The following is a 25515-nucleotide window of genomic DNA, read 5'->3' as shown; positions in this document are numbered from 1 at the left end:
CGAAGCGACGGCCGGCTACCGGCCGTCGCTTCGTCGCCGGTAGCGGTATCCCTAGGATGGTCAGAGACACCGGCTGCGGGAAATCCCCGCCCGGAGAGGAGACCCTTTATGCATGCCATCGTTGTCCGCCAGCCCGGAGGCCCGGAAGTCCTCGAGCTCGCCGAGGTGGACCGCCCGAAGCCCGGCCCCGGCCAGTTACTCATCAAAGTCGCGGCCACGGGCGTCAATTTCATTGAGACGTACCAGCGCGGCGGCATGTACCAGGTCCCGTTCCCCTTTACGCCTGGCTCGGAAGCCGCTGGGACTGTAGAGGAGCTCGGCGAGGGCGTCGAAAACTTCGCAGTCGGCACCAGGGTGGCCACGTCCGAGGGAACTAAATGCTACGCCGGCTACGCGGTGCTCGATGCGGCCAAGGCAATTCCGGTGCCGGATGGCGTCGACGACCTGACGGCGGCTGCCTTGCCGCTCCAAGGCATGACCGCGCACTACCTCATCAATTCCTCCTTCAAGGTCGAACCGGGCCACACCGTACTGACGCACGCCGGTGCCGGCGGCGTCGGCCTGCTGCTGATCCAACTACTGAAGGAAAGGGGCGCCCGCGTCATCACCACGGCTTCCTCGGAGGCCAAGGGAGAACTTGCCCGCGACGCCGGGGCCGACCATGTGCTGCGGTATGAGGGCTTCCCCCACCATGTCCGCGAACTCACCAACGGGAAGGGCGTGGACGTGGTGTACGACGGCGTCGGCCGCAACACCTTTGACGGGTCCCTCTCCTGCCTTCGCACGCGAGGCACGCTGGTCCTGTTCGGGGCAGCCTCCGGGGCCGTTCCTCCGGTGGATCCGCAGCGTCTCAATGCGGGCGGGTCGCTGACGTTGACCCGCCCGTCCCTGGTCCACTTCCTGCTCAATGAGCAGGAGCGCCGCTGGCGGTCGGCGGAGATCTTCGCCGCCGCAGAAAACGGTCACCTGAAGGTCCGGATCGGTGCCACGTACCCCCTTGCCGAGGCGCGACGTGCCCACGAGGACCTCGAGGGCAGGCGCACCACGGGCAAGGTCCTGCTGGTTCCCTGATGGCGCCTGCTTACGGATGAACGGAATATGAACCTTCAACCAGTCAAGGACACCTTCCGTTCGCTTTCCTCAGGCAGGATCCGTCCGTGAGTGAGCATCAGTCAAACGTCGTGGCATCCTGGCCGGAAGATCTTTACCGCCCCCAGCTGGCCGGTTTGCCCTTGGCCCCGCCCGAGCGGACGCTCATGGCCATCCTGGCGGAATCGGCCACCCGCTTCCCGGAGGCATCGGCGCTCGACGACGGCCGACGCTCCCTGAGCTACGCGGACCTGATGGCCGCGGTCCGGGCCAAAGGGCGGGAGCTCCGGGCTGCCGGACTGGGCGCCGGCGACAGGATCGGCGTGCGGATTCCGTCCGGGACCAATGAGCTCTACGTCTCGATTCTCGCGATCCTGCACATCGGCGCCGCCTACGTGCCCGTGGACGCCGACGACCCCGAGGAACGTGCACGGCTCGTCTTCAACGAGGCACGCGTGGCCACAGTCCTCACCGGTGGGGCCGCGGTCATTGTCACGGCCTCCCGGCCCAAGGAAGACGGCCGAGGCGCTGAGCACCATTTTGCCGAGAGCCGTGAAGCCGAAAGCCGTGCTGCCGAGCCCGGCGATGACGCCTGGGTGATCTTTACCTCCGGGTCCACCGGCACGCCCAAGGGCGTCGCCGTCCGACACCGCTCCGCCGCCGCCTTTGTTGACGCCGAAGCCCGGATCTTCCTGCAAGAGGAACCACTCGGCCCGCAGGACCGGGTGTTGGCAGGGCTTTCCGTCGCCTTTGATGCCTCGTGCGAGGAAATGTGGCTTGCCTGGCGTCATGGCGCCTGCCTGGTGCCCGCGCCACGTGCCCTTGTCAGGACGGGAACGGACCTTGGCCCCTGGCTCATCAGCCACGGCATCACCGCAGTGTCCACTGTTCCTACCCTTGCGGCACTCTGGCCCGCCGAGTCCCTGGAGAGTGTCCGGCTCCTGATTTTTGGCGGCGAAGCCTGCCCGCCCGAGCTCGCCGAACGGCTTGCCATCCCGGGCCGGGAAGTATGGAACACCTACGGCCCCACGGAGTCCACGGTCGTGGCCTGCGCTGCTCCCCTGGGTGGTCCCGGTCCGGTCCGGATCGGGCTGCCGCTGGACGGCTGGGACCTGGCCGTGGTGGACCCTGACGGACTGCCCGTCAGCGAAGGGGACATCGGCGAGCTGATCATCGGCGGCGTCGGGCTGGCCCGTTACCTTGACCCGGACAAGGACCGGGAGAAGTACGCACCCATGCCGTCCTTCGGCTGGGACCGCGCCTACCGTTCCGGCGATCTGGTCCGCTACGAAGCCGCCGGCTTGATCTTTATGGGCCGTGCGGACGAACAGGTCAAGCTCGGTGGACGACGGATCGAACTGGGCGAAATTGACGCTGCCCTGCAGGCCCTCCCCCACGTCGCCGGAGCGGCGGCGGCCGTGCAGACAACCGCGGCCGGCAACCAGATCCTGGTGGGATACCTGGCCGCCGCTGATGCGGACCTGGATCTGGTGGCAGCCCGTGAGCTCCTGGCGGCGAGCCTCCCCGCCCCCCTCATTCCGCTGCTGACCGTCGTCGAGTCCATGCCGACGAAAACCAGCGGCAAAGTGGACCGTCATGCCCTGCCCTGGCCGTTGACCGGGAGCGGCGCGGCGGAGGCGGACGCTGCTCCGTTGAACTTGCCGGAAGATGCCGCCTGGATCGCCGAACAGTGGAGGGCCGTCCTTGGCAGCCCCGTGTCAAGCCTCGACGCCGACTTCTTCGCCTACGGCGGCGGCTCCCTGTCCGCTGCCCGGCTGGTCTCCGCTCTGAGGGGCCGGTACCCGACCATCACGGTCGCCGACATTTACGCCACGCCCAGGATCGGGGCCCTGATTGATGCGGCCCGCCAGACACTTCCCGACGGCGTGCCCGCCGGGCCGGCGCCGTCCAGGACTGTGCGCCCCACCGCGTTCAAATCCCAGGTCTTCCAGACGCTGATGGGCATTCCCCTGCACATCCTGGTGGGGATGCGCTGGCTGACCTACCTCATGGCGGCTAATAACGTGCTGGCTGCCTTGGCGGGCTTCAGTGCCGCCCCCACAGTTTCCTGGTGGTGGGTGGCCGCGTCCTGGCTGGTCTTCGTCTCTCCGGCCGGCCGGATGCTGATTTCCGTGGCCGCGGCCCGGATCCTGCTGCGGAAGGTGAAGCCGGGAACGTACCCGCGCTCAGGGCGTGTGCACCTGCGCCTGTGGCTGGCAGAACAAATCCAGGACCTCGCCGGTGCTATCAGCCTCGCCAGCGCACCATGGGTGCCCTACTACGCCCGGGCGCTGGGCGCCAGGATCGGCAACAACGTCCAGCTGCACTCACTTCCCCCGGTTACCGGACTGCTTTCCCTCGGCAGTGGCTCCAACATTGAGCCTGAAGTGGACCTTTCCGGTTGGTGGATCGACGGGGACATCGTCCACATCGGAGCCGTCCACATCGGGGCAGGAGCCAGCGTCGGGGCGCGCAGCACGCTGATGCCCGGCGCTTCCATCGGCGCCGGAGCCCAGGTGGAACCAGGCTCGGCGGTCCTCGGCAAGGTCAAGGCCGGCCACCACGTTGCCGGGTCCCCGGCCGAACGCCGGGGCAAGGCCAAGCACTCGCTGCCGGACACTCCCGCAGAACATCGGCTGATTGGCCGGCTCTGGTTCGCCGGATTTGCCGCGGCTTCGGCCGTGCTGGCCCTGATTCCCTACGTCTCCGCCGCCGCCGCAGGGCTGGTAATCTTTGGCTTCATCCGGGGCAGCGCTTCGCTCTCCGCCGCCATGCCGCAGATCCTGCTCGCCCTCGCACCCGCGGCCCTCGTGTGGTTCGTGGTCAACCTGCTGCTCATTCTGGTCACGACCCGGCTGCTCGGCATCGGCCTGGCCGAGGGCTACTATCGCGTCCGCAGCCGGATCGGCTGGCAGGTCTGGGCCACGGAACGCGTGCTGGACCTGGCCCGCGACCTGCTATTCCCCATCTATGCCAGTCTCTTCACTCCGGTCTGGCTGCGCCTCCTCGGTGCCAAGATCGGCAAGAACGTCGAAGCCTCCACCGTCCTGCTCATCCCCAAGATGACCACCGTGGGCGAGGGCGCATTCCTGGCCGACGACACCATGGTGGCCTCCTACGAGCTCGACGGCGGGTGGCTGCGGATCGCGCCCGCGAAGATCGGCAAGCGCTCCTTCCTGGGCAACTCCGGCATGACCGCTGCCGGCCGGAACGTCCCCAAGAACTCACTCGTCGCCGTCCTGTCGGCCACACCGGCCAAGGCCAAAGCAGGGACGTCCTGGCTGGGCAGCCCACCCGTGCGGCTCCGGCGCACCGCCATCGCCTCGGACGACACCCGCACCTATCAGCCGCCGCTGCGGCTCAAGTTTGCCCGCTGCCTCTGGGAACTGGGCCGCTTCATCCCCGTGGTGGTAACGGTGGCGATCGCCGCCGGCGTGATGCTTGCCTTTGACTGGCTGGCTGCCGCCTACAACTACGGGATTGCCGCAGCCCTGGGCGGCGTCGTGATGCTGCTGGCGGGCGCGGTGGCCGCGGGCAGCGCCGTCGTCGCCAAATGGGTCCTCGTGGGCCGGATCCGGGCGGGCGAGCACCCGCTCTGGAGCTCCTTCATTTGGCGCAACGAGGTGGTCGATACGTTTATCGAAATGGTCAGCGCCCCCTGGTTCGCGCGGGCAGCCACCGGGACCCCGGCCCTGGTCTGTTGGCTCCGGGCGCTCGGCGCCCGGATCGGCCGCGGCACGTGGTGCGAAAGCTACTGGCTTCCCGAAGCGGACCTGGTCACCCTCGGGCGGAACTCCACCGTCAACCGTGGGTGTGTGGTCCAGACCCACCTGTTCCATGACCGGGTCATGAGCCTGGACACTGTTACCCTCGAAGACGGAGCAACTATGGGCCCACACGGCGTCATCCTGCCGCAAGCGAGCATCGGCAGCGGCGGCACGGTAGGACCGGCCTCGCTGGTAATGCGGGGCGAATCGGTTCCGGCCGCGACCTACTGGATGGGCAACCCGGTGAGCCCCTGGAACGGTCCCGCGGCGTCCGCTTCCAAACCGCGGTAGCCCTTCACAAGCTGTCCTGCCGCCTACGCTAATCGGAAAGACCGTCTTATGAGTTCCCCCGTACCGAGCCCGACGGCCGCGAGTACCGGCCCTGCCCACACCTCGGAGCAGGATGCTTCAGCACCTGATCCTTACATGCCGGGCCATGGCACGAACGCGTACAGGGTCAGCCGCTACGAACTGGACCTTGACTACAAGCTGAGCAGCAACCGGCTGAGTGGGCGTGCCCTCCTGAACGCCGTTACCCAGTACGCGACGGCGGCCCTGGTGCTGGACCTGACCGGGCTCCGGGCCACGAAGATCCAGCTCAGCGGGCGCCGGATTAAGAAGTTCAGCCAGCGCGCAGGACAGTTGGTCATTGTGCCCGAGGCTGCACTGCCGGCGGGCAAGGAATTTACCCTGGACATCCGGTACGACGGCAACCCTGTTCCCCGGCGCGGGTTCTGGGGCGAGGTGGGCTGGGAGGAACTCACCGACGGCGTCCTCGTGGCTGGCCAACCGAACGGCGCCGCGTCCTGGTTCCCGTGCAACGACCACCCCGGCGACAAGGCCAGCTACAAAATCAGTGTGACCACCGACGCCAATTACAGGGCCGTGTGCAACGGCACGCTGATCTCCCACACCAGCAGGTCCAGCCGCGAGACCTGGGTCTACGAGCAGGCCGAGCCCATGGCCACCTACCTTGCCACGGTCCAGATTGGCCGGTATGAGTTCCTCGCCCTGACTCCCTTCAACGTGGACGGCCAGGTTCCGCAGTTCGCCGCCGTCCCGGCGCTGTTGGTCGACGCGGCCCGTGAGGGCCTGGCGAGGCAGCCGGAAATGATGCGCACCTTTGCCAGCTGCTTCGGGCCCTACCCGTTTCCGGAATATTCCGTGGTGGTGACCGAAGACGAGCTGGAAATACCGCTTGAGGCTCAGACGCTGTCCATTCTGGGCCGGAACCACCTGTCGCAGGAGTGGGAGTCCCAGCGGCTCATCGCCCACGAGCTCGCGCACCAGTGGTTCGGGAACTCTCTCACGGCCTCATCCTGGGCGGACATCTGGCTCCACGAAGGCTTCGCCTGCTACGCGGAGTGGGTCTGGTCCGAGGAAGCGGGCGTCCTGCCCATTGCGGACCGGGCCGCCGCAGCCTGGCGGAAGCTGGCCGCCGGCAGCCAGGACATCATCGTGGGCGACCCCGGGCCGGAGCTGATGTTTGATGACCGCGTCTACAAGCGCGGTGCCCTGGCCCTGCATGCCCTGCGGATCCGCTGCGGCGACCTGGCATTTTTTGCCCTCTTGCATGACTGGACGGATACCCACCGTCACGGTTCAGTGTCCACGGCGGCCTTTATCCTCGCCGCGGACCGGGCCACCGGCCTGGACACTGAGGCTCTCCTGCACCCGTGGCTGCTCGAAGCTGCCCTTCCGCCCCTGCCAGTGCGCTAACTGACGGTACGCGAAACCGCGACGGCGGCGCGAAAGTTGAGCGGGAGGCCCGCCTCTCCGGCGGCCAGGTCCCTGATTTCCGGGCGGGACAAAACATCAAGCGTTTCCGGGGCGGTAGTGAGGCCGTCGCCCGTCATCTTGAGCCAGGCTTCCTTGCGCGCCCAGAGCCGTGCCCGCTCCTGCAGCAGCAGAGGCCCGGCCACCCCGGTGAGGGCCGCGCGCTCCGCGGTGGTGAGGGCCACGCCGTCGAACCCCTCAAAGGCCATGCCGGACGGGTCCGCCAGGTCCAGGCCCATCGTGACTCCGGCCGGTGGATCCACCACGGCGCCCAACAGGATCCAGCCGGAACTCCGGGACAGGCTCAGCGCGAGCGGCACAGGCACTCCCCTGAGCGTATATCCCGGCCTGCCGTGCGATAGCTCGGGGCCGGCTCCGCACCGGGGGCAGCTGAAGTGCGTGGTGAGGTCCGACGCCGGGACGTCCAGCAGTTCTGCCGCGAACGTTCGCAGGGCACACCGGCCCGCCACAAAAACGGCCCGGGGGCCAGGCGCCAGGGCGCCGGCGCGGGCCTGCTCGGCAGGCCCCAGCGCTATTGACTGGTGGCCCGCCGACGGGAGCTGCCCTCCCGGCAATCCGGGAGGGCAGGAACGCAAAACCGGCACTATCGTGCCCGGCTCCGCCATCTCTCGTGCCGGCCCCGCCCTCACCGGCCCCGCCATCCGGATCCGCGCTTAGCGCTGGACGGCGCCGAAGCGCTCTGCAGCCAGGGCAACAGCGCTTTCGCGCGCAGCCGAGGCCTCATCGGCCGTCAGTGTCCGGTCCGTGGCCCGGAAACGCAGGCCGAAGGCGAGCGATTTTTTGCCCTCTTCAATGCCCTTGCCGGCGTAGACGTCGAACAGCGCCACGTCCTCCAGCAGGTCGCCGGCGCCTTCGCGGAGGGCCTCGAGGACCTGGTCCGCCGGAACGTCCTGCGGCACCACCAGGGCAACGTCCTGGGTGGCTACCGGGAACGTGGAGATGTGGCGGGCCACAATCACATCCGCGGCTGCCTCGAACAACGCATCGGCGTTGAATTCCAGCGCCACCGAACGGGCGGGCATGTCCTGCGCAGCCAGAAGCTTCGGGTGCAGCTCGCCGGCGTACCCCACCACCTCGCCGGTCCGCAGCGAGAGCTGCGCGGCCCGGCCCGGGTGGAACGCCTGGTGCGCACCCTGGCTGACCACGATCTCCACACCCAGGACGTCCCCGGCAAGCCGGGCAATATCCAGCGCGTCGGACCAGTCCCACAAGCGCGGGGTGTGGTTCGCTGCAGCAGGTGAATCGTGGCCCGTAAGGACAGCGGCGACGTACAGCGGCTGGTCCGGAACGCCGTCGTACAGTGCATCCAGCACCTCGTCGGAGGGCTTGACGCCCAGCGGCGGGATGGACGGTGTACCCACGGTCCCGCTCGGCAGGAACACCAGGCCCGACTCGAAGAGCGCCAGGTCGCGGAAGCCGCGGGAGTGGTTCCGCTTGGCCACCTCGATGAGCCCGGGGAGGATGGACGTGCGCAGGAAGCCGTGTTCCTCGCTGATGGGATTCGCCAGCTTGACCGCGCTCCGGGCAGCACCCTGCTCGGCGACACCGAACGTGTCGTTGGCGGCCTTGGAGACAAACGGGTAGGCCAGGACTTCGGTCAGCCCGGCGTCAGCCAGCGCCTGGATGAGCCGACGGCGCTGCTGCTGGACACGGGTCAGGCCACGTCCCGGAGGGGCCACCGGAAGGGTGGCGGGGATGTTCTCGTAGCCCACCAGACGCGCGACTTCCTCGGAGAGGTCTTCCTTGGTGTCCAGGTCGTTGCGCCAGCTCGGGGCGGTCACGGTCCAGCCGCCGTCGTTCTTTTCCACGGCAGCGCCGAGGTCCACCAGAGCGGTGGTGATCTGTTCTTCGGTGAAATCAATGCCGATCCGATGGGCGGCGAAGGCTGCCGGCAGCGCGATGGTCACGGCGTCCGGCGCGGTCCCGACGTCGGTCCCCGCATGGTCGGCAATCCCATCGGCGAGTTCCACCAGGAGGTCAACAACACGCTGGGCCGCGATGTCCGCCACGTGCCAGTCGACGCCGCGCTCGAAGCGCTTGGACGCCTCGGACGGCAGCTTGTGCCGGCGGCGGGATCGGCCAATGGACACCTCGTCGAAGTGTGCCGCCTCAACCAGGACGTTCGACGTCGAATCGCCCACCTCCGTGGCGGCACCGCCCATCACGCCGGCAATGCCGATCGCGCCGGAACCGTCGGTGATGAGGAGGTCTTCGACGTCGAGCGCGCGCTCCTTGGCGTCCAGGGTGGTGATTTTCTCCCCCGCAACGGCGCGCCGGACCACGATGTCGCCGGACAGTTTGTCCAGGTCATAGCAGTGCGTGGGCTGGCCAAGCTCAAGCATGACGTAGTTGGAGATGTCCACCGGCAGGGAGATGGAGCGGATCCCGGCGAGCCGCAGCCGCGAGGTCATCCACGCGGGCGTCGGCCTAGTGGCGTCGACGCCGCGGACCGTGCGGGCCACAAAACGGTCGCAGCCGGGCTTGCCGTAGATGGGCGCGTCGTCGTTAAGCTTGACACCGTAGCCGCCGGAAAGCTCTGCCGGAGCCAGGACCTCTGACGCCGGGTCCGTGAAGGAGGTTCCGGTGGCGTGCGCGTATTCGCGGGCCACACCACGGATGGAGAACGCATAGCCGCGGTCCGGGGTGACATTGATCTCGGCGGCTTCGTCGTAGAGGCCCAGGAGGTCCATGGCGTCCGTGCCGATTTCGGGATCCAGCCCGATCCGGGACAGGACCAGGATGCCGTCGTGGTCTTCACCGATGCCCAGTTCGCGGACGGAGGCGATCATGCCGGCGGAGAGGTGGCCGTAGGTCTTGCGCGCGGAGATGCGGAAGTCGCCGGGCAGGACGGCACCGGGAAGGGTGACCACCACTTTGTCGCCCTCAACGAAGTTGTGGGCGCCGCAGATGATCCCCTGCACGCCGGACGGGTCGATGCCGTCGCCGGTGAGGGCCTGTTCCTGGCCTTCGGGGACAACCCGCACCTGGCACCAGTTGATGGTTTTGCCGTTGGTCTGGGGTTCCTTGACGATGCTCAGGACCTGGCCCACCACAACCGGACCCTGCAGGGCGTCCGTGGGGCGGTGGACGGCCTCTTCTTCAAAGCCGACCTTGACCAGTTCGGCCATCACGTCTTCGGCCGTTGCTCCGGCCGGTACTGCTGCGAATTCACGCAGCCAGGAAAGTGGGATACGCACTGTTAGATCTCCATCCCGAAGTGCTCGCTGAAACGTACGTCGCCTTCGATCATGTCGCGCATGTCGCCGACTTCATTGCGGAACATGAGCGCGCGCTCGATGCCCATGCCAAATGCGAAACCGGAGTATATGTCCGGGTCGATGCCTGCGGCCCGGAGGACATTGGGGTTGACCATGCCGCAGCCGCCCCATTCGATCCAGCGCGGGCCGCCCTTGGCGCCCGGGTGCCAGATGTCCAGTTCCGCGGAGGGCTCCGTGAAGGGGAAGTAATTCGGGCGCAGCCGGACGGAGGCCTCGTCACCGAACATCTGCCGGGTGAAGTGCTCCAGCGTGCCCAGGAGGTCGGCCATGCTCAGGTTCTTGTCGATGGCCAGGCCCTCGAACTGATGGAACACCGGGGTGTGGGTGGCATCGAGCTCGTCGGTGCGGAACACCTTGCCGGGGCACAGCACGTAGATCGGCACTTCGCGTTCCAGCATGGAACGGACCTGCACCGGGGATGTGTGCGTCCGCATCACCAGGTGGGCTTCGGGCGGCTCCACGAAGAACGTGTCCTGCATTTCGCGGGCGGGGTGGTCCGGCTTGAAGTTCAGGGCGTCGAAGTTGAACCACTCGGATTCCACCTCGGGGCCTTCGGCGATTTCCCAGCCCATACCAACAAAGATGTCGGCTACACGGTCCTGCAGCGTGGAGAGCGGGTGCCGGGCTCCGGCCCGACGACGGCGGGGTGCGGCTGTGACGTCCACTGTCTCTTCCAGCAGGATCCGGGCGTCGTTCTCGGCTTCCAGCTCGGCGGTGCGGTCCGCGAGCGCCTTGTTGACCCGGCCCCGGGAGGAACCCATAAGCTTGCCGGCTACGGCTTTCTGGTCTTTCGGCAGTCCGCCGATCTCCCGGTTGGCCAGGCTGAGCGGTGACTTCTCACCGGTGTGCGCCAGCCTCACCGCCTTGAGCTCGTCAAGGGAGCCAGCGCCGGCAATGGCGGCGATGGCCTGGTCTACAGCGGCAGTGATGGCGGCTTCATCCGTAGGGTTCGGGATGGCGGCGCCCGGCAAAGTTTCAGTCATCTACTGTTCTTAGCTACGAGTCGGGGCTGCCGGTGAGGGGTGCAGCCGCGCGCGGTTTCCCGGCAGCGCATCCGTCACTGGCAGGTCATTCCGTGAATCCATGCGTGACGAATGCACTCGATGACCAGGTCAGGGCACACCGGTCAAAACCGGCGGCCACTATCCTCCAGTCTAAGTGAAGGCTCCGGCTACCATGGCCTCATGACACAAGGGCAGGGCCGGGCAGCAGCGCAGCTGTTGACGGCAGGGCAGTTGGGGGCCGGACCGTTGAGGGCTGGGCCGCTCGCGGCGGGGCACGTCGCGGCAGGGCACGTGACGGCAGGGCAGCGGGTACGGCAGCTTGCCAACCTGGCCAACGGCACCACCCTGCTGGGCCTGGCCGTTGCCGCAGCGGCGGGAACCGCCGTTAGCCAAGGCCCTCGAGGGCTGCTCATCGCGTCCGGTTACCGGTGGCGCCTTCCCTATGCCGGGGCCTTTACCCTTGGCAACGTGGTTATCTGCAGGATCCGGGCTGAAGGTCTGACCTCCAATCCGGCTCTCCTGGGTCATGAGGAAAAGCACTGCAGCCAGTACGCCTGCTGCCTGGGACTGCCCTTTCTTCCGCTGTATTTCCTGGCTGCAGGCTGGTCGCTGCTCCGGACGGGCGATCCGGCGTCGGAGAATTTCTTCGAACGGCAGGCCGGCCTGGCGGCCGGCGGCTACGTTGACAGCAGGACAACAAGGCCGGCGCCCCTTGGGGCCGGCGGAATCGAGGTCTGACAATGACGGTTGAACCCAACACGAGGGCCAATTCCCGGACCATCACCGTGACCGGAACGGGGACAGCGGAGGCGCGACCGGACCTGCTGACCATTTCCGTGGGCGTCGAATGCCGGCGGGACAGCGTGGGCACCGCCTATGCGGACGCGGGAACCGCGTCTGCGGCTGTATCCGGTGCGCTCCGCCGGCACGGCGTGGCTGATGCGGACATCCGGACGTCCGGGCTGAACGTCCGGCCGGAGTTCGTCTGGCGCGACGGCGGCGGCCAGCAGGTGACCGGCTATGTGGCCTCCAGCGGGCTTACCGTACGCCTGCGCCAAGTAGCTGCGGCCTCCGGCGTTATTGCCGCCGTCGTGCATGCCGGCGGCGATGACGTGCGCCTGAACGGATTGGAGCTGGGCTTCGCCGATGAGTCAGCCGTCACCTCCCTTGCCCGGGAAGCTGCCTGGCGGGATGCCGCGGCCAGAGCCGAACAGTTTGCAGCCCTAGCGTCCGCGCGGCTTGGCGCGGTGACCTCAATTGCCGAGCACCCCGATGCACCCGGACCGGTTCCGGTGGCCCGGATCCAACGCGCCGCCGCCAGCGAAGCCATCAGCGTGGAAGCTGGCCACGCGAGCATTAGCGCCAGCGTCACCGTGGTGTGGGAACTGCAGGCCTGACGGCTCCCACAGCCGGTGCCCGGCGCGCGGACTTCCCAAGTGTCCGGTCCTTGACTTAAGTTCGAACATATCTTCGAATAGAGGGCATGAGATGGGATGCACAAGCACTGATGCCCCGGCCCGCCGATGACCTCGGAAGTGGCCCGTCACCTGCCCTGCTCCCCCTTGCCGGGTTGGTCCGTTCTGTCACCACCCCCGAGTTCGCCGGCATCACCTTTCATGAGGTCACCGCCAAATCGGTGCTCAACAAGGTGGTGGCCGGGTCGCGGATGCCGTTTGAGTGGACCGTCAACCCGTACCGCGGCTGCAGCCACGCCTGTGTTTATTGTTTTGCGCGCAAGAGCCACACGTACCTGGACTTTGACGCCGGGCTGGATTTTGACAGCCAGGTGGTGGTGAAGGTAAATGCCGCCGAGGTCCTCCGGAAGGAGCTGGCCAAGCCATCCTGGAACCGCCACCAGGTGGCCCTTGGCACCAACACGGATCCCTACCAGCGGGCCGAGGGCCGCTACCAGCTGATGCCGGGAATCATCACCGCTTTGGCTGACTCAGGCACGCCGTTGTCCATCCTCACGAAGGGGACGTTGCTCGCCCGTGACATTCCGCTGCTGAAGCGGGCTGCCGCCCAGGTGCCGGTGGGTGTGGGCATTTCCCTGGCCATGACGGATGAGGCACTCTCCGAAGCCGTGGAACCAGGCACACCAGGGCCGCGGGCGCGGCTCAAGCTGGTCTCCCGCTTGCGCGATGCCGGGCTCCCCTGCGGTGTTATGGCGATGCCCATCCTGCCGTGGCTCTCCGACAGCGACGAAGCGCTTGATGCCCTGTTCGGCTCCCTGGCCGCCGCAGGAGCGACGGGCGTCACCGCCGGCGCTCTTTACCTGAAGCCTGGTACCCGGGAATGGTTTATGCAGTGGATTGCCGGGAACCACCCGGAACTGGCCGGCCGCTACCGGAGGCTCTACGGCACAGGCTCCTATGCTTCCAAGGAATACCACACGTGGCTCGCCGCAAAAGTCCACTACTTCAAGCAGCGGCACGGATTCACCAGCGGCCACGGTTTCAGCCACCGTGACCTCGAGGACGATCCTCGCGGCGAGGAAGCCCAGTATCCCGCCGGGAGTATCCCGTCCATCCCCGCCGGCACACAGGAACGGCCAACTGGGGAATCCCAGCCGGCCGCCGCCGGGCCGCGTCAGCAGCCCACCCTGTTCTAGGGGCAGTTTCCTAGCCGGCCGGGATGACCAGGCTCCTGTACTTCTCCTGCAGGAAGTCCTTCATGTCCTGGGAGGTCGGGATTTTGCAGGGCTGCTGGAGCCGGGGTGCTCAATGTGGTGTCCGGACGTCCTGGAATTCAGCGCCTGGCGGTTGAACCCACCGGCGTGCCCAAAGATTCAAGAAGTGCCCGGACAATCGGGAAGTCGGCCGGGATCCACGGAAGACTGAGAGCTTCATCACGGTTCGTGGTGCTGATCCATGTCAGCAGGTCGTGGTCTTCGAGGGGCTGGGGATCACCGCTGGAAATCTCCGCCAACCACACCCGCATGCTGGCCCGCTCATTCAGCCGCCAGCCAGCCGCCGTCCCGGCGCGGAGTTCCGGCCCCAAGCGGACGTCTACGCCCAGCTCCTCCCTGAGTTCCCGGTGCAACGCGGCCACACATTCCTCCCCGGCGTCGACCTTGCCGCCGGGGAACTCCCAGAGCCCGGCGAGCTGCTCGGGAGCAGTCCGCCGGGCCACCAGCATGCGCGTGGGCTCCGCCAACGAGTCCACTATTGCTCCACCAACTACCTGTATCAGTCCACTCACTGCCCCAGTCTATGAGGGAGAATGGTTTACGGGCCCTCCCCCAACATCCCCTTTGAAAAGCAGGCACATGAGCAGCGTCGTCCGAACCTCTACCGCGTCCAAGGCGAAGACTCCGCATGTCGGCGCAGCGATTTTTGCGCTGGCCATGGGAGGCGTCGGAATAGGCGTCACGGAGTTCACCATGATGGGCCTGCTCAAAGAGGTGGAACAAGGACTCAGTATCAGCACCCCGGAAGCGGGGCACCTCATCTCCGCTTATGCCCTCGGAGTGGTAGTGGGCGCGCCCTTGCTGGCCGCAGTCGGAGCCAAACTGCCGCGCAAACACCTCGCGCTCGGCCTTATGCTGTTCTTCACCCTCGCCAACCTGACGTCCTATCTTGCTCCCGATTACGGCAGCATGTTGGTGTCCCGGTTTGCGGCCGGACTTCCGCACGGCGCATTCTTCGGTGTCGCAGCCGTGATCGCTGCCTCCCTGGTATCCCCCACCCGCCGCGGTTGGGCCATCTCCATGGTGATGGCAGGCTTGTCCGTTTCAAACGTTATCGGCGTACCGGCGGCCACCTGGGTGGGCCAGACCTTCGGTTGGCGGTTGCTGTTCCTTCTGGTAGGAGGAATTGGCTTGCTGACGCTGGTGCTGCTGTGGCGCTATGTTCCGTACCAGGCACCCCATCCTGACGCGAGCATCCGCCGCGAACTGGGTGCGCTCAAGCGGCTTCAGGTGTGGCTGGCCATTCTGATCGGCATCGTGGGATTTGGCGGCTTCTTCGCGACCTACACCTACATTGCCCACACCATGACCCTGGTGGCCGGGATTCCGGCGTCGTTGCTGCCCATTGTGGTCGCACTGTACGGACTGGGCATGGTGGCGGGAACTGTCATCGGCGGCAGGCTTGCGGACAAGTCGGTGATGGGCACGCTGTACTGGGTCCTGCCCGGCATCGCCGTCGCCCTGGTGGTTTACGCGGTCGCTGTGCACTGGCCCTGGTCAGCCCTCGTGATGGTCTTTGTGGTGGGGGCGTCCGGCTCCATGCTGATCCCTGCCCTGCAGACCCGCCTGTTGGATGCCTCGCCGGACGCACCTTCCCTCGCTTCCTCGCTCAACCATGCAGCGCTCAACGTTGCCAATGCCTTGGGCGCTTTCCTGGGCGGCGTAGTGATCGCCTGGGGCTGGGGCTTCGTGGCGCCCGCGCTCGTGGGGGCCGTGTTGGCCGTCCTTGGCTTTGGCATCGCTGTGACCAGCGGGCTCCTGGAACGCAAGAAGCCGCTGGCCGCCTGATCCGGAGGAACGGGCGGGCAGCGGCTTCACCGCAGCATGCTGTGCGCTAACGTCAGGCCGGCGGGTCCAGGGCCCCGGCTTCGGCTTCGGCTTCGGCTGAAGCGTGGCCCGCGCCTGAAACGTGCCCTGCACCGGATATCTCGTCCGTGCGGCCGGCTTCCCGGTGCAGATCCGGTTCGAGGTAGATCACCCGAGCAATCGGAACGGCCGTACGGATTCGGGACTCGGCATCATCAATCGCAGCGGCGATGTCCCGGCCGGATTCGGCGGCGCCTACGGAGATCTTGGCGGCCACCAGCAGCTCCTCCGGTCCGAGGTGAAGGGTCTTAAGGTGGATGATGCGGTTGTGCCCCTCCGCCTCGATGGCCTCGCTGATGCGGGCCACATCATCCCGGGTGGCGGACTCGCCCAGCAGCAAGGACTTGGTTTCGATAGCCAGGACAACCGCGATGGCCACGAGCAGCAGGCCGATGATGCCGGTGCCCGCGGCGTCCCAGATCCCGTTGCCGGTGACGATGGTCATGCTCACACCGACGAGGGCGAACAGCAGGCCCAGAAGCGCCCCGAGGTCTTCCAGCAGGATGACCGGCAGTTCCGGCTGCTTGGCTGTTCGCACAAAACTCACCCAGCCCTGCTTCCCACGGATGTGGTTGGACTCGATGATAGCCGTCCGGAACGAGAACGATTCGGCAACGATGGCGCCGATCAGCACCGCCAACGGAACCCACCAGAAGTCCCCCTCAATGGCGTTTGGGTGCTGCAGCTTCTCCCACGCTTCGAAAAGTGCAAAAAGCCCGCCCACGCTGAAAAGCACGATCGAGACGATGAAAGCGTAAATGTAGCGTTCACGGCCATAGCCGAACGGATGCTCAGGGCTGGCTGCCTTTCTGGCGCGCTTACCGCCGATCAGGAGCAACAGTTGGTTGCCCGAGTCGGCCATGGAGTGGATGGCTTCGGCGAGCATTGACGAGGATGCCGTCAGAAAAAAGGCCACGAATTTCAGGACGGCGATGGTCAGGTTTGCGGCAAGGGCCGCGACGATCGCCTTGGTACCGCCATTTGCAGCCACGGAGGCTTCTCCTCTTCACGAGTTTCAGAACCAAGCAGGGAAATTCGCGGCGCCGCAGTCGGCTCCGCCCCCCGAACACCGTACCTTTTTGGGTGCAGAAGACGCACCTCTGACATGCACTAAGCCTGCTGACATTAGAGGAGCCGTATGTTAGCTTGAACACTAATCGGGACGTCTAATCCCGACGAATATGAAGGAGGAGACATGGGTTTTCTTGCTTGGATTATTCTCGGCCTCATCGTAGGGGCCATCGTCAAGGCCGTCATGCCGGGTAAAGTCGGCGGCGGCTGGGTGACGAGTCTCGTGCTTGGCGTGGTCGGCGCGATTGTAGGCGGCTGGATTGGCAGCCTCCTGTTCGGCAAGGGTGACCTTGCCTTCTTTGATCTGGGTACTTGGATCCTGGCTATCGTCGGCGGCCTCGTGGTCGCCGGTGTCTACGGCGCCATCACAGGACGCAGCAAGAGCACACGGGCGCCCTGATTACCCCTACCTCATCTGATTCACACAGCAAGGGCCCCGGAGAACTTCCGGGGCCCTTCCTTGTTAAGTCATATGTCCAATTAGGTTAAATATCCCGGCTGGTCTGACTTCCCGTGAGCCACCCCGAACTTCAGTCATGCCTTCTGAGACCGGGCACTCGCATAGAGGCACACCGTTGCCGCCGTGCCGAGGTTCAGGCTTTCCGCTCCGCCGTAAACGGGCACGGCCACGCGGTGATCGGCCAGCGTCAGTTCTTCTTCGGCGAGGCCCTGGGCCTCGTTTCCGAACAGCCACGCTGTGGGATTCTCCAGGGCGAACAACGATTCGACGCCGGGGCCTGCGATTCGGCGGGCGGCGTTTTCGTCCTGGAGCGTATCAAGGTTCACGTCACCGTTGCCGTCGGCAGCCAGGATGCCAATCCCCCGCGCACGGCAGGCGGCTGCCACTTCCGCGATATCGGCGCCCAGGACCACTGGCAAATGGAACAGGGAACCTGCGGTGGAACGGACCGCCTTGGGGTTATAGATGTCAACGCTGGACGAGGTCAGGATGACGGCGTCCGCCCCGGCCGCATCAGCTGCCCGGAGCACGGTGCCCGCGTTGCCGGGGTCCCGGACCTGACACAGCACTGCAAGCAGCCGCGGGCCGGCGTCGAGGACCTGCTCAAGGCTCACGTCCAGGAAACCGCAGACCGCGAGAATGCCCTGCGGGGTAACGGTGTCCGCCATCGCGGCCAGCACTTCGTCGGTAGTGAGGTATGCGTCGATGCCCTCCGCGAGTGTCTCCAGGTCCGGGTGCCTGTCGAGGCATGCCTCGCTAGCGTAGACCTCATAGACGACGCCGGGCTCCCCCGCGGCAACTCGTTTCTGGTGCAGCGTCAGGGCCTCTCGGACAGCCTGCGGACCCTCTGCCATGAACTCGCTGCGTTTTAAACGCGCCGGGCGCCCGGCAAGTTGTGCCACCTTCCTCACCCGATCAGCTCGGGGATTGGAGAGTGGAAAGTCTTGCGGGCGCCCGGTTTCGTTCATGTAAGAACCTTAGTGGCTTCAGCCACCAGTCCTCGAACTGGCGTGGGTGCTACTTGGCAGCCACGTCAGCGGCAGGCTTTGCAGCCTTGGCCTTCGGTGCCTTGGCAGCCTTGGGGGCTGCGGCTTCGACGGCCGGAGCGGACGTATCGGCAGGCAGGGAATCCTTGGCGATCTTCACCAGCGCAGCGAATGCGTTAGCATCCGAAACGGCCAGCTCAGCAAGCATACGGCGGTCAACCTCGACCTCAGCGGCCTTCAGGCCCTGGATCAGACGGTTGTAAGTCAGGCCGTTGGCTCGGGATGCAGCATTGATGCGCTGGATCCACAGGCGGCGGAAGTCGCCCTTCTTCTTCTTGCGGTCGCCATAGCTGTACACAAACGAGTGCAGCAGCTGCTCTTTGGCCTTGCGGTACAGGCGTGAACGCTGTCCACGGTAGCCCTTCGCGCGTTCAAGGATAACCCGGCGCTTCTTGTGGGCGTTGACCGCCCTCTTCACACGTGCCACGTGCGTACTCCTTCGAAAATTCTGATCCCAAGCATCTACTGCCGGAACAACCGGCTGGCCTGAGAAGCCTTTTTGGTAGTTGACTGCTGCCAGGTGGCATCAGTCAGAGAACTTGGAACTTAGATGCCGAGCATCTTCCGGATGACCTTTGCGTCACCCTTGAAGACAATCTTGTCGCCGGCGAGGCGACGAGTCAGCCTGGAGGACTTGTGCTCAAGGTAGTGGCGGCGGTTGGCCTGCTGGCGGCGCAGCTTGCCGCTGCCGGTCAGCTTGAAGCGCTTCTTAGCACCACTGTGGGTCTTCATCTTCGGCATGGGGACCGATCTCCTTACGTGTCCACAGACATTGTCTGCAGTTCTTTCGAGCAGCCGCCCCTGCAGGCGGCATGCTGGTTGCGTACTGCAGGAGGATAACCTCCCGCAGCTGTGAACTAGGTAGTCTTCTTGCCAGCCGGCTTCGGAGCTGCCTTGGGGGCAGGCCTTGCCGCAGGCTTCGGCGCTGCCGGGCGTGCGATCGGTTTCGGCATCGGCACCGGGGGCCTCGGAGCTGCCGGAGCCGCTTCGGCGGGCTTGACGGCGGCTGGAGCCTTGACCGGAGCCGGAGCGGCCTTGGGAGCTTCACGCTTGGGAGCAGCGGCCTTCGGGGCTGCCTGCTTGGGCGCCTCCTGGACGGCTGCTTCCTTGACGGGCGCTGCCTTCGGGGCAGCTTCCTTGACGGGAACTTCCTCTGCCGGAGCTTCCTTGACTGGGGCTTCCTTGACTGGGGCTTCGGATTCCGGAGCTGCTTCAACAGGCGCAACAGGCGTTTCAGCTTCGGCGGGGGCTTCAGTTTCCGGCACCGTGGTGATGGCAAAACCTTCCGGAAGAAGGTCAGCCAGCGACTGCGTCAGCGGTGCCTGGTCGTCGCCGGAGACGTCGACGCGGCCACCGCCCGTAGCCTTCGCTTCGTTCTGCGCCTTGGCCTCCGCACGCTGCGATGCCCGGCGTGCCTCAGCCTTGGCTTCGGCCTTGTTCTTCAGCGGGCCCACAACCATGACCATATTGCGGCCATCGATACGGGGGCTGGACTCAACAACGCCCACATCAGCGACGTCGTCAGCGAAGCGCTGGAGCAGGCGGATGCCCATTTCCGGACGCTGCTGCTCACGGCCGCGGAACTGGATCATGGCCTTGACTTTGTCACCGGCACCGAGGAAGCGCAGTGCGTGGCCGCGCTTGGTCTCGTAGTCGTGGGTGTCAATCTTGAGGCGGAAGCGGATTTCCTTCAGAACTGTGTTGGTCTGGTTCTTCCGTGCTTCACGCGCCTTAACGGCGGCCTCGTACTTGTACTTGCCGAAGTCCATCAGCTTGCACACCGGAGGCTTGGCCTGCGGTGCAACTTCAACGAGATCAAGATCGGATTCGGCAGCCAAACGCAGGGCATCGTCAATACGGACGATTCCTACCTGTTCACCTGCAGGACCGACCAACCGCACCTCGGGGACGCGGATACGCTCATTGATTCTTGGCTCGCTAATGTTAAAACTCCTGTGATTGATGTGGTATTCCACCGGACAATAGAGAAGGCCCCCAATTGCCGGAGCAATCGAAGGCCTCAATGGTCGGATGCACCGTCCTCAGTAGAGGCAGTGCGCACTTCCCCAGGCTTGACACCTGAAAGAACTGTCCGACCGTTACCCGGCAACCTTGGTTCCTCAGGAATTACTTCCGGCGGGAAAACGGCTGACGCGGGTGGGAGAGAACTCCGCTTGCAAACTGCATGTCATTCTACAAAACAAATCCCGCCAAACGCAGCTAAGCGCTGGTGGGACCCTCCATAGCGAAATAACGGCATCCAGTCGGTCTGTGACAAGCTTACCAGTATGAGCACCCCAGACAGCAATTCACACGTTTTCGAGGCCCCCGCCGCCAAGGCTGACGTAACCCAGCAAATCCGCGATATCTCGGAGGTGCCGGCCATCGAGGTCATCACTACCGCCGCAGTGCACTTGATGAGCGCAGCCGCCGTCAAGCTGGGCCTCGCCGCCGAGGACAATGCGGAGGAACTCAAGGATCTGGACGAGGCCCGCAAGCTCATCACCGCCCTTGCCGGACTCGTGACCTCAGCGGCCCCCGAAATCGGATCCCAGCACGCCGGCCCGTTGCGCGATGGCCTGCGTTCCCTGCAGCTCGCGTTCCGCGAGGAGTCCATCATCCCTGACGCCCCGGGCAAGGGCCCGGGCGAGAAGTACACCGGTGCCGTCAACTAGACCCAACCAGCAAACTCTAAAAGTACAACGACGGCGGCGGCGGACGGTCCACACGGATCTCCGCCGCCGTCGTGTTTCACTTAGTTTTTGTCCAGATAACGAGACTTCCGCACCTGAAAAGGCGGAATATCTGGACAAAAACTCTGGAGGCCGGCGTCAGACCGCAGCGCGGCGGCGTCTGTGGGCCTGGAGCAGCAGTCCCACAACGCAGAGCAGAACGCCGGCCACTCCCACGGAGACAAACCCGCCGGACGGTCCCATCCCGTCTATGAAAATCCCGGCAAGTGGTGCCCCGAGCGCAACGCCGGCAGTCAGCGCAGAGCCGTACCAGCCCATTGCCTCGCCGCGGCGGTCCTCCGCCACCAGATCTGCCACCCGTTCGGAGGCTGCCGACAGGACGGGAGCGCACAAGAGGCCCGGAAGGATCGAGACAAAAGCCAGCGTCCAGGTGTCTTGGGCGAAGCCCATCGGGATGGTCAGGGCGGCCATGCCCAGCAGCAGGAGGATCGGCGACACGGGACGGTGCATGGCCCCGTACACCAGCCCGCCGACCACCGATGCGGCGCACCAAAAGAGGAATACGATGCCGATTTCAGCCTGGTGGCCGCCGGTTTCCAAGGCAGCAACAATGCCAACGTCGGTGCCGCTGAGCACCATACCGGTTCCAGCAGCCACGGCGAAGACGGCCGCGACAGTGGCCGTGAACCAGGCGAAGTTGTGGGCCACCTTGCCCCGCAGCCCCGCCGGCCCGCTGCGGGTGCGTTCTGCCCCGGCCGGAGCGAGGTCCGCCGCCGCTTCCTGGAGGTGGGCCGGTGCGGCGGAAAGCACAGCCACTTCCGCGGCATGGCGCTGGTCCGCTTCGCTTTCCTCAGATTGCGTGGCACTTCGCGTGGGCGGGTTGAACCACATGAGGAACAATCCGGCCAGTGACGTGGACACACCCACCACCGTGAGGCCCAGAACAGTGAAGCCGCTGGTCGCCACCACGGCTCCGGCGGCCGGCCCGATCATGAACACCATCTCTGTGGCAATCGAGTCCAGCGCATAGGCGGTCCGCCGCTGGTCGCCGTCCGCGAGGACGCCCAGGGACTGGCGCACAACACTGAAGATCGGCAACGTCAGCAGGCCACCCACGAACACCAGCGGAAGCAGCCACTGGTAGGACACATGCGGCACCACGGACCAGATGACCGCCTCGGACACCACCGACGGAATCAGAGCCCGGCGGAGGCCAACAGTGTCCACGCGCCGGCCGCGCCATGGTGCGCCAACTGCGATGCCGATGGTCATGACAGCCGCCGCGGCGCCGGCAGCTGCATAGCCCTGGTCCAGGGTGAGGACGATGTGCAGGGTCAGCAGCATGCCTGCCGCCGAATGGGGAATGCGGGCGATCATGCCGACCAGCAGCAGCCGCCGGATGGGCCGGACGGCCAGCAGCTCCCGGTATAGAGCGAAGTTCACGAAAAATCCTTTTTGTCTGCCCACGCCAGCCGGGATCTCCGCGCCAACCGTCAGCTACTGTGCTGCGCGCCGCAACTTGATTTCGATCGAGTCAACACGCTCTCCAAACAATACATTCCGGGACCACGCCTGCTGGAGCCCGGACACCAGGGCCTGGACTGCTGCGGCGTCCAGGCCATCCTCAAGGTCGAGCAGCACCTGCAGTTCCGGTCCGGCACCGCCCCCGGGGAGGGTGGCACCCGTGCCGGTGCGGGCGGTGACGCCGGAACCCTGGAGGAGGGCAAGCCGGCGCACTGCCGGGAACGCGGCCGTTGCCCCAGCCATCTCAGCTTCCAGTGCTGCATCAGTGTAGGAAGGGATCCAGTCCTGTTGCTGGGCCAGTGCCCAGACGGCGGGCCGCCGGACCACAAACGTGACCTCCGAGCCCGGATCGAGCACCAGCAGCTCCGCTCCCTCGGCCACGGCCGAGAGGGCAGCCCGGGCGGCGTACACCGCCACCGGCCGGGCGTCGGGGTGCCAGCCAGCCAAGGCGTCCGCCGAGGTGAAGGCCGGCATGGCCGTCCGGCCGTCCGAAGCCTTGAGGGTGACCAGGGCCATGTCCGCCTGCTTGTCCGCCGTCAGGCCATCGACGCCTTCCGCTGCTTCGCCTAGCTGCGCGATGATCGGGATAAACACGCGGGCGGTGGCCAGCGAAGCCACCACGGCAGCTTCGTCGCCGGCGCCTTCAACCATGGCCGCGACGGCGGCGAGGTAGCCGGCGTCGGCCGTGCCGTCGTCGTCCTCGAAGTTGTGGATCCGGCCGCCATCGCCGGCGAGGCTCCGCCCTTCCCACGGCTGGCCTGCCGAGTCAGTCCGGCCACCCGCGCCCGCCAGTGCTGCGGCAATGTGTCCGGGCAGGTGGCGCGGCGCCGGGGATTCCACGGCCGGATCGGCGTTGTGCGTGCTGTCCACGGAACTGCTTAGCGGCGTCCGGCGACGTCGAGGGCTTCGGGGAGCGTGAAGGCGCCGGCGTACAACGCCTTGCCCACGATCGCGCCTTCGACGCCCAGCGGCACCAGGGAGCGCAGCACCTTCAGGTCGTCCAGGCTGGAGATGCCGCCGGACGCGACCACCGGCTTGCCGGTCTTCTCCACCATCTGGCGCAGGAGTTCAACGTTGGGACCCTGCAGCGTGCCGTCTTTTGTGACGTCAGTGACAACATACCGGGAGCACCCGGCTTCTTCGAGCCGGCCCAGGACCTCCCAGAGATCGCCGCCTTCCTTCGTCCAGCCGCGGCCGGCCAGAGTGGTTCCGCGGACGTCGAGGCCGACGGCGATCCTGTCGCCAAAGCGGTCGATGGCGCTGCGGGTCCACTCGGGGTTTTCCAGCGCAGCCGTGCCGAGGTTGACGCGGGCCACGCCGAGGGCCAGCGCCGCCTCAAGGGATTCGTCGTCCCGGAGTCCGCCGGAGAGCTCCACCTTGATGTCCAGCCTGCCCACCACTTCACGGAGCAGCCCGGCGTTCGAGCCACGTCCAAACGCGGCGTCGAGGTCCACCAGGTGCACCCATTCGGCGCCCTGGTCCTGCCAGTTGAGGGCTGCCTCCAGCGGCGTGCCGTAGCTCGTCTCGCTGCCCGCCTCTCCCTGGACCAGCCGCACGGCCTGTCCGTTTACGACGTCGACGGCGGGCAGCAGTTCAAGAACCGGCAGATCGGTTGCGGTGGTCATCTCAAATCCTCTTGGGTGATGGGTTGCTCATGGAAGCGGAACTGGTAATGCATGGGGCTAGGTTCCAGGAAGCGTCAGCAGGTAGGCGGCCAGAAGCGCCATGCCGGCCAGGACGTAGAAGCCCATCTGGGTCCACATTGGTTTGTGCTGCTGCCTGAAGGACAGGGCGCCGCCCACCAGGACGCCGGCCAGGCCCATCAGGACAACCGACCACATCTAGGCGGCGTCCGTGGCAGCTGGCTGGCGAAGGCCGTCTACCCAGTTGCGCAGCAGCCGGGCACCGGCGTCGCCGGATTTTTCGGGGTGGAACTGGGTAGCGCAGAGCGGTCCGTTTTCCACAGCGGCGATAAAGCGCGCGCCGTGCTCTGACCAGGTCACCAGCGGTGCGGTCATCCGGGGCTGGATCACGTCGAAGTTCCACGCCTGGACACCATAGGAGTGGACGAAGTAGAAGCGCTGGTCCGCGACGCCGGCGAAGAGTTTGGATCCTTCCGGAACGTCCACTGTGTTCCAGCCCATGTGTGGCACCACCTCTGCGGGAAGCAGCTCCACCTTGCCGGGCCACTCCCCCATGCCTTCGGCTTCTGTACCGTGCTCTACCCCGGCCTCGAACAGGACCTGCAGGCCCACGCAGATTGCCAGGACCGGCCTGCCCCCGGCCACGCGCCTGCCGATCAGGCGGATGCCGTCCACGGCCTTGAGCTCGCGCATAACAGTCTCGAACGCACCGACCCCGGGTACTACCAGGCCGTCGGCATTAAGCACGTCCTCGGGCTTGGAGCTGAGGATAACCTCGGCCCCGGCCCGCTCCAGGGCGCGCACGGCGGAGCGGACGTTTCCGGAACCATAGTCCAGGACGGTGACTGTGGGCTTGCCTTCGGGCGATACGCGCTTCACGCCGGAGGCCGGATCGATGACGGCGCCATCCCGGAGTATTTGGCCGCTCACAAGGCACCCTTTGTGGACGGAATCCCCTCAACACGGGGGTCGGGTTCCACCGCAGCACGCAGCGCGCGGGCGAAGGCTTTGAACTGCGCTTCCACGATGTGGTGCGGATCGCGGCCCGCGATGACGTTCATGTGGAGGCAGATGCCGGCATGAAGGGTGATCGCCTCAAAAACGTGGCGGGTCAGTGATCCCGTGAAGTGACCGCCGATCAGGTGGTATTCCTGCCCGGCAGGCTCGCCGCCGTGCACCAGATAGGGGCGGCCGGAGACGTCGACCACAGCGTGCGCCAGGGCTTCGTCCAGGGGCACGGTGGCCTCGCCGAACCTGCGGATACCGGCTTTGTTTCCCAAGGCAGTGCGCAGAACTTCACCGAACGTGATGGCGACGTCCTCCACCGTGTGGTGGACGTCAATGTGAGTGTCGCCGGTGGCTTTGACCGTCATGTCAATGAGCGAGTGCTTGCAGAGCGCCGTCAGCATGTGGTCGTAGAACGGGACCGACGTGTCGATGTCCGAAACGCCTGTGCCGTCGAGGTTAATCTCCACGAGCACTGACGATTCACTGGTGGCACGCTCCATGCGTGCGGTCCGGGGCGCGGCAGCGTTCGATCCGGTGAAGCTCATGGTCATATGTCCTTTAGGCGAAGTCAGAGGTGCGA

The 25515-nt window shown here is 66.1% G+C and carries 23 protein-coding genes and 2 pseudogenes; 10 read left to right on the top strand and 15 right to left on the bottom strand.

What is annotated here, in order from left to right:
* The first annotated feature begins 108 nt into the window (after positions 1-108).
* The 3 genes from ACQCSV_RS08180 to ACQCSV_RS08170 all read left to right on the top strand — a co-directional run bounded on the left by ACQCSV_RS08180 (position 109) and on the right by ACQCSV_RS08170 (position 6575).
* Positions 109-1071, top strand: a complete 963-nt coding sequence (locus ACQCSV_RS08180) for a quinone oxidoreductase family protein (protein ID WP_426939460.1) — start codon at positions 109-111, stop codon at positions 1069-1071.
* 185 nt (positions 1072-1256) lie between these two features.
* A complete protein-coding gene (locus ACQCSV_RS08175; protein WP_426939544.1) occupies positions 1257-5147 on the top strand; it encodes a Pls/PosA family non-ribosomal peptide synthetase in 3891 nt (1296 codons plus the stop codon).
* A gap of 48 nt (positions 5148-5195) precedes the next feature.
* On the top strand, positions 5196-6575 hold the full coding sequence (locus tag ACQCSV_RS08170; protein WP_354156114.1) for a M1 family metallopeptidase: 1380 nt from the start codon (positions 5196-5198) through the stop codon (positions 6573-6575).
* Here the strand turns inward: ACQCSV_RS08170 and ACQCSV_RS08165 are convergent.
* The 3 genes from ACQCSV_RS08165 to pheS all read right to left on the bottom strand — a co-directional run bounded on the left by ACQCSV_RS08165 (position 6572) and on the right by pheS (position 10914).
* Entirely contained in the window at positions 6572-7207 is a 636-nt protein-coding gene (locus ACQCSV_RS08165; RefSeq protein ID WP_426939459.1) for a 4'-phosphopantetheinyl transferase family protein, read from the bottom strand. The genes ACQCSV_RS08170 and ACQCSV_RS08165 overlap by 4 nt on opposite strands.
* Positions 7208-7306: 99 nt before the next feature.
* The gene (gene pheT / locus ACQCSV_RS08160) at positions 7307-9850 is read right to left on the bottom strand and encodes a phenylalanine--tRNA ligase subunit beta (RefSeq protein ID WP_426939458.1); all 2544 of its coding nucleotides are present in this window, start codon (positions 9848-9850) and stop codon (positions 7307-7309) included.
* A gap of 2 nt (positions 9851-9852) precedes the next feature.
* On the bottom strand, positions 9853-10914 hold the full coding sequence (gene pheS, locus ACQCSV_RS08155) for a phenylalanine--tRNA ligase subunit alpha (protein ID WP_354156117.1): 1062 nt from the start codon (positions 10912-10914) through the stop codon (positions 9853-9855).
* A gap of 312 nt (positions 10915-11226) precedes the next feature.
* On the opposite strand from pheS, the gene ACQCSV_RS08150 reads away from it, so the two are divergent.
* The 3 genes from ACQCSV_RS08150 (at position 11227) to ACQCSV_RS08140 (ending at position 13546) form a co-directional block, all read left to right on the top strand.
* Positions 11227-11673: a hypothetical protein gene (locus ACQCSV_RS08150; RefSeq protein ID WP_282331132.1), complete on the top strand. Its 447-nt coding sequence runs from the start codon at positions 11227-11229 to the stop codon at positions 11671-11673.
* Between the two features lie 2 nt (positions 11674-11675).
* Positions 11676-12332 carry an SIMPL domain-containing protein gene (locus ACQCSV_RS08145; protein ID WP_426939457.1) on the top strand — a complete coding sequence of 219 codons (657 nt, stop codon included), beginning with the start codon at positions 11676-11678 and terminating at the stop codon, positions 12330-12332.
* 86 nt (positions 12333-12418) lie between these two features.
* On the top strand, positions 12419-13546 hold the full coding sequence (locus ACQCSV_RS08140) for an Rv2578c family radical SAM protein (protein ID WP_426939456.1): 1128 nt from the start codon (positions 12419-12421) through the stop codon (positions 13544-13546).
* 137 nt (positions 13547-13683) lie between these two features.
* On the opposite strand, the gene ACQCSV_RS08135 is transcribed toward ACQCSV_RS08140, so the two are convergent.
* A complete protein-coding gene (locus tag ACQCSV_RS08135) occupies positions 13684-14136 on the bottom strand; it encodes a (deoxy)nucleoside triphosphate pyrophosphohydrolase (RefSeq protein ID WP_354156120.1) in 453 nt (150 codons plus the stop codon).
* A 67-nt stretch (positions 14137-14203) separates the two neighbouring features.
* Here ACQCSV_RS08135 and ACQCSV_RS08130 point away from each other — a divergent pair, with 67 nt between their 5' ends.
* Positions 14204-15412, top strand: coding sequence for an MFS transporter (locus ACQCSV_RS08130; protein WP_354156121.1), 1209 nt, complete (start codon positions 14204-14206; stop codon positions 15410-15412).
* Between the two features lie 52 nt (positions 15413-15464).
* Here the strand turns inward: ACQCSV_RS08130 and ACQCSV_RS08125 are convergent, their stop codons facing one another.
* Positions 15465-16481 carry a cation diffusion facilitator family transporter gene (locus ACQCSV_RS08125; protein ID WP_426939455.1) on the bottom strand — a complete coding sequence of 339 codons (1017 nt, stop codon included), beginning with the start codon at positions 16479-16481 and terminating at the stop codon, positions 15465-15467.
* Positions 16482-16685: 204 nt separating this feature from the next.
* Here ACQCSV_RS08125 and ACQCSV_RS08120 point away from each other — a divergent pair, with 204 nt between their 5' ends.
* Positions 16686-16961 (top strand): GlsB/YeaQ/YmgE family stress response membrane protein, encoded by a 276-nt coding sequence (locus ACQCSV_RS08120; RefSeq protein WP_056342958.1) that lies wholly within the window; start codon positions 16686-16688, stop codon positions 16959-16961.
* A gap of 134 nt (positions 16962-17095) precedes the next feature.
* On the opposite strand, the gene ACQCSV_RS08115 is transcribed toward ACQCSV_RS08120, so the two are convergent.
* From ACQCSV_RS08115 to rpmI, 3 genes are all read right to left on the bottom strand, one after another.
* The gene (locus ACQCSV_RS08115) at positions 17096-17989 is read right to left on the bottom strand and encodes an RNA methyltransferase (RefSeq protein WP_354156123.1); all 894 of its coding nucleotides are present in this window, start codon (positions 17987-17989) and stop codon (positions 17096-17098) included.
* A 49-nt stretch (positions 17990-18038) separates the two neighbouring features.
* Positions 18039-18494 (bottom strand): 50S ribosomal protein L20, encoded by a 456-nt coding sequence (gene rplT, locus ACQCSV_RS08110; RefSeq protein WP_056342954.1) that lies wholly within the window; start codon positions 18492-18494, stop codon positions 18039-18041.
* Between the two features lie 119 nt (positions 18495-18613).
* Positions 18614-18808, bottom strand: a complete 195-nt coding sequence (rpmI, locus tag ACQCSV_RS08105; protein WP_009358635.1) for a 50S ribosomal protein L35 — start codon at positions 18806-18808, stop codon at positions 18614-18616.
* Positions 18809-18937: 129 nt separating this feature from the next.
* Between rpmI and ACQCSV_RS08100 the strand changes: the two are divergent.
* A pseudogene (locus tag ACQCSV_RS08100) lies at positions 18938-19219 on the top strand (hypothetical protein); the annotation flags it as partial.
* 347 nt (positions 19220-19566) lie between these two features.
* Here the strand turns inward: ACQCSV_RS08100 and infC are convergent.
* Positions 19567-19968, bottom strand: a pseudogene (gene infC, locus ACQCSV_RS08095) (translation initiation factor IF-3); the annotation flags it as partial.
* A gap of 387 nt (positions 19969-20355) precedes the next feature.
* On the opposite strand from infC, the gene ACQCSV_RS08090 reads away from it, so the two are divergent.
* Entirely contained in the window at positions 20356-20742 is a 387-nt protein-coding gene (locus ACQCSV_RS08090) for a DUF1844 domain-containing protein (RefSeq protein ID WP_056342948.1), read from the top strand.
* A 156-nt stretch (positions 20743-20898) separates the two neighbouring features.
* Here the strand turns inward: ACQCSV_RS08090 and ACQCSV_RS08085 are convergent, their stop codons facing one another.
* From ACQCSV_RS08085 to hisB, 6 genes are read right to left on the bottom strand one after another with little or no spacing between them, the layout of a single operon-like run.
* Positions 20899-22203 (bottom strand): MFS transporter, encoded by a 1305-nt coding sequence (locus tag ACQCSV_RS08085; RefSeq protein WP_354156124.1) that lies wholly within the window; start codon positions 22201-22203, stop codon positions 20899-20901.
* 54 nt (positions 22204-22257) lie between these two features.
* On the bottom strand, positions 22258-23154 hold the full coding sequence (locus ACQCSV_RS08080; RefSeq protein ID WP_354156125.1) for an SseB family protein: 897 nt from the start codon (positions 23152-23154) through the stop codon (positions 22258-22260).
* Positions 23155-23162: 8 nt separating this feature from the next.
* On the bottom strand, positions 23163-23909 hold the full coding sequence (gene priA, locus ACQCSV_RS08075; RefSeq protein WP_193340075.1) for a bifunctional 1-(5-phosphoribosyl)-5-((5-phosphoribosylamino)methylideneamino)imidazole-4-carboxamide isomerase/phosphoribosylanthranilate isomerase PriA: 747 nt from the start codon (positions 23907-23909) through the stop codon (positions 23163-23165).
* 57 nt (positions 23910-23966) lie between these two features.
* Positions 23967-24125, bottom strand: a complete 159-nt coding sequence (locus ACQCSV_RS08070) for a hypothetical protein (protein WP_354156126.1) — start codon at positions 24123-24125, stop codon at positions 23967-23969.
* Positions 24126-24857, bottom strand: a complete 732-nt coding sequence (gene hisH, locus ACQCSV_RS08065) for an imidazole glycerol phosphate synthase subunit HisH (protein ID WP_354156127.1) — start codon at positions 24855-24857, stop codon at positions 24126-24128.
* Positions 24854-25480 (bottom strand): imidazoleglycerol-phosphate dehydratase HisB, encoded by a 627-nt coding sequence (gene hisB / locus ACQCSV_RS08060; RefSeq protein WP_058932709.1) that lies wholly within the window; start codon positions 25478-25480, stop codon positions 24854-24856. Before hisB ends, hisH begins: the two co-directional genes overlap by 4 nt.
* Positions 25481-25515: the final 35 nt, after the last annotated feature.

The sequence above is a fragment of the Pseudarthrobacter sp. S3 genome (genome assembly GCF_050156905.1).
Classification (GTDB): Bacteria; Actinomycetota; Actinomycetes; order Actinomycetales; family Micrococcaceae; genus Arthrobacter.
This window is presented reverse-complemented; position numbering and strand designations above follow the sequence as displayed.